Source organism: Photorhabdus sp. S10-54, assembly GCF_963878145.1.
Taxonomy (GTDB): Bacteria; Pseudomonadota; Gammaproteobacteria; order Enterobacterales; family Enterobacteriaceae; genus Photorhabdus; species Photorhabdus kayaii.
The window spans coordinates 1-9,325 of sequence record NZ_CAWNXG010000073.1 but is presented as its reverse complement, the minus strand read 5'-3'; the positions used below and the strand labels follow the sequence as shown (position 1 = coordinate 9,325).

The following is a 9,325-nucleotide window of genomic DNA, read 5'->3' as shown; positions in this document are numbered from 1 at the left end:
GCTGATTTCTCAATCGGCTTTGCTCAACCCATTCTGACCGCGTTTATTGAAGAAATTCACGACATAGAAGATTTACCGTTACCGGCTGGTGCGCCTGATTTCTTAGAAGCACGGGCGGCTTATTGCCGGGCGCAGTGGATGGGGCCGGGTCGTGGATGGGTAGATCCTGTTGCGGAGAAGAAGGGCGCTATCTTGGGTATGGATGCCGGGCTTTCTACTCTTGAGATGGAGGCAGCAGAGAACGCGGGTGAAGACTGGGAAGAGATGCTCGATCAGCGTAAGCGTGAACTTGATGCATTCGAAGAACGCGGTTTGACTCCGCCATCATGGGCGCAACTGGATGTTCCCGCTGATAAAACCATTCAAGATCCAAAGGTAGAGTAATGAATTTACCCCATTTGGCCCAACGGCTATTTAACACCCCGCTGGCACTACATCCGCGCAAAGCCGAAGTCGTGATGGCTGCACTGACTGACCGGTTCGGCATCACACGGATTAATACGGGAGCGTGGGAAGATGACGACAGCTTTTCACGGCCTGGAAATAATGATGTTGGTTATGACGTGGTAGAAGGGATAGCGGTTGTCCCGATACAGGGAACACTCGTGCAAAAATTGGGTTCTCTACGTCCGTACAGTGGCATGACTGGATATGATGGCATCAGGCAATCTTTTCTTACCGCGCTTTATGATCCCGAAGTAACAGGAATTTGCTTAGATATTGATTCCCCAGGTGGCGAAGTTGCGGGCTGTTTTGATTTGGTAGATGAAATTTACGCGGCACGAGGGACGAAGCCGATTCACGCTATTTTGACAGAAAACGCATATTCCGCTGCTTATGCACTAGCCAGTGCTGCTGACAAAATCTATGTCCCGCGTACCGGTGGAGTCGGTTCAATAGGAGTGATAGTCATTCATTGTGACTGGTCACAGCGGATTAAAGAGGACGGGTTACAAGTAACGATCATCACATACGGAGACCGAAAAGCGGAAAGTAACCCTTATGTGCCGCTAACTGATCAGGCTCGTGGTGCAATACAAGATGATGTAGACACGATGGGAAAACTGTTCGTGAGTACGGTTGCCCGCAATCGGGGCATTTCTGAAAAAACGATTCGTAACACTCAAGCGGCATGCTTTTTAGCTAACGAGGGTGTTGGTCTGGGATTAGCTGACGAGGTTATCACGCCCGATGCTGCATTCCGAAAATTACTGAGTGAATCAGGAGCTTAATAGATGGCTAGTTTAAAATTCGCCCACTTGTTGGGTCTCAAAAAGTCAGCGTCGGAAGATGATGACGACAAAGAAAAAAGCAAAAAAGCGAAATCCCGTCGTGCCGAAGAAGAGGACCGCGACGACGAAGACGCCGAAGATGAGGATGACGATACCAAGGCTGATGAGGATGATACTGACGCTGAGGAAGATGACGATGACGATGACGATGACGATGACCAAGATGATGATAAGGATAAATCGTCTAAAAAAGGGAAAAAGGCTAAGTCTCGTCGTGCTGATGACGATGATGAAAATGCCGCAGATAATGACGATAAAAAAGAAGGTCGTCGCGCCGAACGTAAGCGTTGCGCCGCTATTTTCGGCAGTAAGCACGCTGCGGGCAGGCCGGACATGGCCGCCCATCTGGCGTTCAATACTCAAATGTCGGCACGTGAAGCTATCAGCACTTTGGCATTAACGGGATCAGCACCCGTTTCACGCCGCGCTTCATTAGATGAGCGTATGCAACAGGCACAGCAAGTGCGCCTCGGCCCTGACGCACGACAACCCGCTAGCGGCTCTGTTGAGGCCCTTGTAGCAAATGCAACCCGTCTCTACAACTCAGCAAAAGGTAAAAAATAATGGAACAGATTGGACAAAACCCCTTTGCGCCGGGTATGACATCAACAATGTTCGTTCCCGATCAGTTAGTGTCTGGCCCGCTTCAACTTGTTACAGATACAGTAACTATTGCAAAAGTAGGGTTATTGAAACGGGGTACGGTGTTAGGGCTTATCACTGAATTAAAAGAATATGCCTTGAGCGTTAAGACATCGACAGACGGCAGAGAGAAACCTATTGCTATTCTCGCTGATGATGTTGATACAACAACAGAATCCAAGTCATGCGGGGTGTATCTGCTCGGCGAGTTTAACCAAAATCGCCTGATATTCGATAAAAGCTGGACGCTTGAAGATCTGAAAACTGCGCTACGTCCTTCGGCTATTTTCATTCGCGATAGCATTCAAGCCCCCATCGCTTAATTCCACTTAACTACGCTTGATGCCGTTAACCCGGCAGGGATGCGCTCGTTTTAAATTCAGTCTGGCAGCTCTGGCTGCCAGCATTGCATATAGAGAAATTGCATGAATATTTATGATACTAACGTGTTAGTACAGCTTGTTCCGAACTTGATCACAAGCCAAAACTGGCTGCTAGACCGCTTCTTTCCCAACATTGTGACTTATGAAACCGAGGTAGTGTCTATTGATGTCGATATCGGTAAACGCCGGATGGCGCCGTTCGTGTCGCCACTTGTAGAGGGAAAATTGGTTGAAAGCCGTCAATACCAGACTAATACATTCAAGCCCGCTTACATCAAAGATAAACGCGCCCCGGATTTACGTAAACCGATTCGTCGTCAAATTGGGGAGCGTATCGGCGGTGAGTACACAGCAGCAGAACGCGAAATGCTAAATCTGCAATTCGAAATGGCCGATCAAATTGACATGATTAACCGGCGATTAGAATGGATGGCTGCAAATGCGTTAGTAAAATCCCAAATTACTGTGGTAGGTGATGGATTTGAGACCACAGTAATTGATTTCGGTCGCTCATCTAATTTGACTGTCACATTAAGTGGTTCAGACAAATGGCCGCTAAAAGTTGCAGCAGGGGCAACAAACACGCAGCCGTCTGATGATATTGAAGCCTGGCAAACGTTAATTCTGAAAGAGTCCGGCGCAGTACCTACTGATTTGGTTTTTACAACATCATCGTGGAAAGCATTTCGGTTAGATACCAGCATTAAAGATACTGCGATAACTTTCCCATCATTGAACCCATTTGGTAACCAGGTGAATATCGGTCCAACAGTTCAAAAAGGGGCTGTATTTAAGGGGATTTGGGGCAACTTTAATCTCTGGTTGTACAACGACTGGTTTATTGACCCTGTTGATAATGTTGAAAAACCCATGATACCCGATGGTACGGTTATCATGTCAGGTGCGGACTTAATGGGAACACGGGCTTTCGGACTCATTCTTGATCCAGATTTTATCTACGGACCTTTGGCTTATGCGCCAAAAAGTTGGGTGAATCCCGATCCGGCGCAACGTTATATCATGGTGCAATCCTCTCCTTTAGTTATCCCAAGCCGGGTTAATGCGGCATTGTGTGCAACGGTGGTGTGATATGGCAAAAAATAAACAGCAAGAAACTGAAAACGAACTGGGCGGCTTGCCGCCTGAATTAATGGTTGACGGCCAGGAGTCAGCTTCTCAGATAGAAACGGTGGAAGAAGATCCCACTGCTCCCGATACAGATAAGCAAAATGATGATGATCAGGGTGAGGATGAGGCAATCGTTGTTGTTGTGCTGAAAGGCCACACAGTTAAGCATAACAGCAAAGAATACAAAGAGTTCGTGCAACTCACTCTAAGCCGGGAAGATGCAGATCGCTTGATTGAGCTGGGGGTTGTTGCTGACGTTAACAAGCTGAGAAAACAAGCGCTTACTCAACATGGCCCGACTGTCACAGTCAGTGACGGCGTTAAAATCAGTCACGAGGCTTGATGATGGGGATCAATTGGGACCAGCATTTATTAGCGCCGCTGCATGATGTGTTTGGGGACCCGGTTGAATACCGTCCAGCAAGCGGCGCTCATTACACTATCAGCGGCATCTTTGACCGGGCTTACACGCAAGAAGTGGAATCACTTGATGACGGCAGCACCATCAATACAACTTCTCCCGTACTTGGGGTGCGCGACATTGAGTTTCAGGCGCCGCCAAAAAAGGGAGATCGGGTATTGGTTGGTGTTGTGGGCGGTGTTCCTGTCAATACTTTGTTTGCCGTGGCTGATATTCAGCCCGATAGCCACGGCGGGACAAAATTAATACTTAACAGGGTGAAATCATGAACGCGGCAGGTATCAGGGCGTTAGTCATTGACGCGCTCAAACACAAGACCGATGCAGAAGCGCGGGTTTACTCCCCGCGTGACTGGTCAACAACGGAAGATATGTATCCTGTCATTCTTGTGCAGACACCAATTGACGTTAAACAGTCACTGGGACGTAACGCGCCCCAGTTCAACACCGTCACAACTGTGCGCATTACTGGAAGATTGCAGGAACTTGACAGCGAAGCCGAAGACGATGGCGCAGTTAAAGCCGAGGAGTCTCTCGAACGATTACGTGAACAGATAGAGCGGGCTGTTATCAACAGTTATGAACTCACTCGTCAGACTCAGCAGTTTTCCCAGGTTCGCTCAACAATCGATATTGATGCCAGCGGGGAAGGACATACAGCGCAATTATTGATGGAGCTGGATATTGAATATTACCAAGGTCCGGAAGATTTCTATGAAATCGAAGCGGCCGAACTGGACGAAATCGACGTCACAATCGCTATGCCTGACGGCACGCCAGAACCTCATTTCAGAATTCAGGAGTAATCCATGTTTGTAAAACCCGTTGCCGGGCGCAGCGTACGCGACCCGGTTAAGGGCACGCATTTGCCCGAAGGTTGTACAGAAGTACAAGACAGCCTGTTTTGGCATCGTCGCGTAAAAGACGGTGACGTTGAAATATGTCAGCCTGAAAAAGCAGTTAAAAAGGCAGTTAAGGAGAATGAATAATGGCCGTACCCTTTTCACGTGTACCCAACAATATCCGGGCGCCGCTATTTTATGTTGAGTTCGACAACTCGATGGCGAACAGCGCCATGGCGACACAGCGCACACTGATTATCGGTCAGATGCTGAGTACTTCCACAGCAAAGCCCGATATTCCTGAGCGCGTCTCTTCCGCCGCTCAAGCGGCTAATTTATACGGCAATGGCTCAATGCTGCACGGCATGACTGGGGCTTATTTAGCTAATGACCAGGCGGCTGAAGTTTGGGTTCTTCCCTTAAGTGATGCCGATAGCATGGTCGCAGCCAGGGGCAGTGTAAAAGTATCCAGTCCAGCAACCGATACCGGCGTTATCTCGCTGTATATCGGCGGTCAGCGTGTGCAGATCACGACTGTTGCCACAGATAAAGCCGAGCAAGTCGCTACTGCATTATCGGCAGCGATTAATCAGAAAGCCGCTTTACCTGTTACAGCGACGGTAGCATTTGACTCGGCTGATACAGTATCCATTACGGCAAAAAACAAAGGCGCAGCCGGTAACAGCATTGATTTACGGCTGAACTATCGCGGCCAGGCTGGCGGTGAATTTACTCCTTCTGGCATGGATTTGAAAATCGCTCAGATGGCAGGTGGAGCGGGCGCGCCAGATCTCAAAAACGCATTAGGCAATCTCAAAGACCGTTCCTTTGATTTTATTGCCAATCCCTATACCGATACCGCGTCATTAGATGATGTGAAAGCGTTTCTGTCTGATACAGTCGGGCGCTGGTCGTGGGAACAACAGCTTTACGGGCACGCATTTAGTGCGGCCAATGGCGCATACGGGGAACTGGCAAAATTGGGTGAACAACGTAACTATCAGCATGAAACATTGCTGGGAGTCACCAAGTCCCCATCTCCCAATTACGTTTGGGCGGCAGCGTTAACTGGGGCAATCGCTCAAAGCTTGCGGAATGACCCCGGCAGGCCATTACAGACATTACCGATTAGCGGCGTTCTGGCTCCGGCATCTGAGGACCAGCTTGATCTGATTGAGCGTAATAATCTGCTACATAGCGGGATTTCCAGCTTTACTGTGGCTGATGACGGCACAATCCAGGTCGAAAATATCATCACGACGTACCAAAAAAATAGTTTTGGTGATAACGATGACAGCTATCTTGAAGTTGAAACCTTGTATTTGCTGATGTACGTCACACGCTATATCCGCACGCAAATCACGAGTAAGTTTGCTCGCATGAAGCTCGTGAAAAACGGTACCCGCTTTGCGCCCGGCTCGGCAATTGTGACACCCAACATTATCCGCGCTGAGTTAATCGCCCAGTATAAGGCACTGGAATACAACGGTTATGTTCAGGATTCAAAAAGCTTTGCAGATGGGCTGATTGTTGAAGTCAATGCGCAGAATCCGAACCGGGTAGATGTGTTATGGACGGGGACACTCATCAATCAGTTGCGCGTCTTTGCACTGCTCAATCAGTTCCGCTTACAACCGGCCGCATAAGAGGTAAACATGGGAAATACATCAAACAGGCTCGCGGGTACCGCTTATGTCACTGTTGACGGCATTCGAATAATGGTCGCAGGGGATTTCACCTGGAGTCCCTCAACAGTCACCCGTGAAACCTTAACGGGCATGGACTACGTACACGGTTACAAAGAGAAACCCCAGGCGGGCTTTATCTCCTGCAAAGTCCGTGACAGTGGCGGGACCACGGTAGCGGATTTCAATGACCAGACTAACGTCACAATCGTTGCTGAAATTGCGAACGGTAAAACGATCATCGGTGAAGGCATGTGGACCGTCAACACGCAAGAAGTTAACAGCGAAGATGCGACTTTTGAGGTGCGCTGGGAAGGCACCTCGGTAACAGAAAATTAATTTTGAGAATCAGCATGTTAGAAACAACAAAAACTATCGTATTGAACACCCCGATTGAAAGTAATGACGGCAAAGTCCGCTACGAGCAGATCGACCTGAAAGAACCGGTATTAATCCAGGTTGAGCAGTTTTATGAAGCACAGAACAAATCAAATCATTCAATTGCCGCTATGCGTCTGTTGATTTCATTGGTTTCAGAAATCCCCGAGCCAGTACTGAAAAAAATGGCTATCAGTGATTTTCACAAATGTCAGGAGTTCCTTCTGGGTTTTTTGGACTCGAAGCGCTCGATGGCTGGCAACAACTAGCCGCTGACGTCACATTTTATTATAAGTGGGGGCCGCGCGATGCGTGGCTTCTGACAAGATCACGGCTTGAGTGGTGGGTTGAACAAGCTAATCGAATGAATAAGGAACGAACAAATGGCTAACGCTTTTGATTTTGAATTAAATGCTGATGAGAATGTCACGAAAGTTATTGATGAAATCAATGAAAAGTTGAATAGCCTCAATCCCAACCTGGCAAAGACTAAAGAGGGCCTGAAATTTGGCGGATCTGAATCCACTGACGGGGTAGATGTACTTGGCACAAAGTTACGCGATATGTCTCAGTATGCCAAAGATAACGTCCAGCATATCGGTGATATGGTCCCTCCGCTTAAAAACTTCGGCGAACTGGCAACTAAATATATGGGGATGGGGGCGAAAATTGGCGGTGTAGGGATGGCTGCATATGGCATATCGAAAGGCTTTCAGTTAATGAACGATATGGGAAAGAAAGCCTATGATTTGGATGTGTCCGCTAAAAACTCAGCAATGAGCGTTCCAGATTTCACCCGGATATCCGGTGCAATGGTGCAAATTGGTGTTAGTGCTGATGACGCTAAAAAATCAGTGGAAAGCTTTTATGGGATTTTAAACCATCCATTGCAGGGAAGAAGAGACGAAGCCAGAGCGGAATTAACAAAGATGGGGGTTCCCCTCTATGAAAATGAACATGGAACGATTGATGTATACAAAACTTTCCCGGAAGTCGTCAGGGCCATGCAGCAATATCCGTCTGATGTGCAAAACACTATTGCTGAAAAAATTGGTTTAGATGAACATGGGTTGGCTTTGGCACGTAAAGGACCAGAAATATATCAGAAACTATTAACTAACTCAGATAAATTTGGTTTAACGAGATCACAGGCTGATAATGATGCATTAAATCAATATAACGATAAAAAAAATGAACGAGATGCTCGTTGGGAAGGAATCAAGGCACAAAGTGAGATTGCGTATGCTAAATATGCTTTAGGGGGAGGTCTCAACTACTTAAAAAATCAAGAAGATAATGAGAAATTAAAGTATGACGGAGATAGCGCTAATTCGTTTTATCACGGAAATAAAAAAGATGATATGCGTGAAAGAGCTTTAAGAGACAAGGAATTTAGGAAGAGCCTTTCTCTTGGAGATAGAATACTTCTTGAGTGGGGATTTCCCAGTAGTAGTTTAGGTAAAAAAATTGATGATCACTATGGTGCTCAATGGGAAGCACAAAAGCTTAGATATGAAGCCATTCCCCAACCACCAAAAATTCCAGAACCGCCAAAAGTAGAACCACTAAAAATAGAATCTCCTAAGTATCCCGATCCTTACGGAAAACCAGTGAAAGACTCATTCGGTTTGAGAATTAAAAATCCGGGAAATGTGCGTGACGCACCTAACGGAATAGGGTATGTGCAAGGGAAAAGTGGAACATTTGTTAAGTTTGGTAATGATCACGACGGCCTCTCTGCACTAGCTCGTCAGTTAATGCTGAACGGCGACAGGGGAAAGAATACCGTTAATAGCACAATCAGCACCCATGCGCCGCCAGGAGGCATAGATAGAAATAATACTCAGGCATATATTAACTTTGTTTCAAAAGAGACGGGCTTTCTTCCTAATCAACAGTTAGATATGCATGACCCTAAAGTACTTGAAAATCTGATGGTGGCGATGATCAAACAGGAAAATCACGGCCAACAACCGTTTAGCCAAAAACAGATCACGGACGCAATAACTGCTGCTATCTTTGACCCGAAATGGCAGGGTTTGCGTGACAGATATTATCTAGGCCATCAGCGCATGATGAATCAATCCGCACCGCCTGAGTCTGATAAAAGATCCGCTTCCATCTTTGCAAATCAAGCAAATAACAGTGAGCTTGCTCAGAACATGGCTGAGGCGATTCAATCGGTAATAGGTGAAAATAAATTCCAGGTAGAGATTACACTGGTCAACAGCAAGACCGGAGAGCGCCAGCAATTTAATGCAAAAACTGGGGGCAGAGTGACAACCTCAATGCAATATTCTTGATTTTCTTACTTGTCTAAATGATGATTGGCCCTTTAATAAAAGGAGGTGTTTATGTCTATCTGGCAAGTCATACTGTTGCTTGTTTTCTTGTTCTTTATTGCATTATATTTATCTTTTAAAAAAGAAAAAACAGGACTAAGAACTACAATGAGGGTGCTGTCTATTGTTATCCCTATTACCTTGGTTTCTGCATTTTTTATAATGGAAAACGCCGTCAGTAAAGGTTGCTATAGTAATGAGCAGAATTTTTAT

At 46.6% G+C, this 9,325-nt stretch carries 12 protein-coding genes and 2 pseudogenes; all 14 read left to right on the top strand.

Translation table 11 applies throughout. The features are described from left to right. A pseudogene (locus AACQ83_RS22555) lies at positions 1–384 on the top strand (phage portal protein); the annotation flags it as partial. Next, positions 384–1,232 carry a S49 family peptidase gene (locus AACQ83_RS22550; protein ID WP_112879679.1) on the top strand — a complete coding sequence of 283 codons (849 nt, stop codon included), beginning with the start codon at positions 384–386 and terminating at the stop codon, positions 1,230–1,232. The pseudogene AACQ83_RS22555 and the gene AACQ83_RS22550, both read left to right, overlap by 1 nt. A 27-nt stretch (positions 1,233–1,259) precedes the next feature. After that, positions 1,260–1,856 carry a hypothetical protein gene (locus tag AACQ83_RS22545; protein ID WP_158537814.1) on the top strand — a complete coding sequence of 199 codons (597 nt, stop codon included), beginning with the start codon at positions 1,260–1,262 and terminating at the stop codon, positions 1,854–1,856. Continuing rightward, positions 1,856–2,257 carry a head decoration protein gene (locus AACQ83_RS22540; RefSeq protein ID WP_112879682.1) on the top strand — a complete coding sequence of 134 codons (402 nt, stop codon included), beginning with the start codon at positions 1,856–1,858 and terminating at the stop codon, positions 2,255–2,257. Before AACQ83_RS22545 ends, AACQ83_RS22540 begins: the two co-directional genes overlap by 1 nt. A 102-nt stretch (positions 2,258–2,359) precedes the next feature. Beyond that, the gene (locus tag AACQ83_RS22535) at positions 2,360–3,406 is read left to right on the top strand and encodes a major capsid protein (protein WP_112886953.1); all 1,047 of its coding nucleotides are present in this window, start codon (positions 2,360–2,362) and stop codon (positions 3,404–3,406) included. Position 3,407: 1 nt separating this feature from the next. Further along, positions 3,408–3,788, top strand: coding sequence for a hypothetical protein (locus tag AACQ83_RS22530; protein WP_112879684.1), 381 nt, complete (start codon positions 3,408–3,410; stop codon positions 3,786–3,788). 2 nt (positions 3,789–3,790) lie between these two features. Then, a complete protein-coding gene (locus AACQ83_RS22525) occupies positions 3,791–4,135 on the top strand; it encodes a head-tail joining protein (protein WP_036847782.1) in 345 nt (114 codons plus the stop codon). Further along, complete coding sequence (locus tag AACQ83_RS22520; protein WP_112879685.1) at positions 4,132–4,671, top strand: ATP-binding protein; 540 nt, start codon at positions 4,132–4,134, stop codon at positions 4,669–4,671. Before AACQ83_RS22525 ends, AACQ83_RS22520 begins: the two co-directional genes overlap by 4 nt. A 3-nt stretch (positions 4,672–4,674) precedes the next feature. After that, positions 4,675–4,854, top strand: coding sequence for a DUF2635 domain-containing protein (locus tag AACQ83_RS22515; protein WP_112879686.1), 180 nt, complete (start codon positions 4,675–4,677; stop codon positions 4,852–4,854). After that, entirely contained in the window at positions 4,854–6,353 is a 1,500-nt protein-coding gene (locus AACQ83_RS22510; RefSeq protein WP_112879687.1) for a phage tail sheath subtilisin-like domain-containing protein, read from the top strand. Before AACQ83_RS22515 ends, AACQ83_RS22510 begins: the two co-directional genes overlap by 1 nt. Positions 6,354–6,362: 9 nt before the next feature. Then, the gene (locus AACQ83_RS22505; protein ID WP_112879688.1) at positions 6,363–6,731 is read left to right on the top strand and encodes a phage tail tube protein; all 369 of its coding nucleotides are present in this window, start codon (positions 6,363–6,365) and stop codon (positions 6,729–6,731) included. 14 nt (positions 6,732–6,745) lie between these two features. Further along, positions 6,746–7,039: a phage tail assembly protein gene (locus AACQ83_RS22500; protein WP_036847768.1), complete on the top strand. Its 294-nt coding sequence runs from the start codon at positions 6,746–6,748 to the stop codon at positions 7,037–7,039. Between the two features lie 114 nt (positions 7,040–7,153). After that, positions 7,154–9,073 (top strand): hypothetical protein, encoded by a 1,920-nt coding sequence (locus AACQ83_RS22495; RefSeq protein ID WP_112886952.1) that lies wholly within the window; start codon positions 7,154–7,156, stop codon positions 9,071–9,073. Between the two features lie 51 nt (positions 9,074–9,124). Continuing rightward, positions 9,125–9,325, top strand: a pseudogene (locus AACQ83_RS22490) (hypothetical protein); the annotation flags it as partial.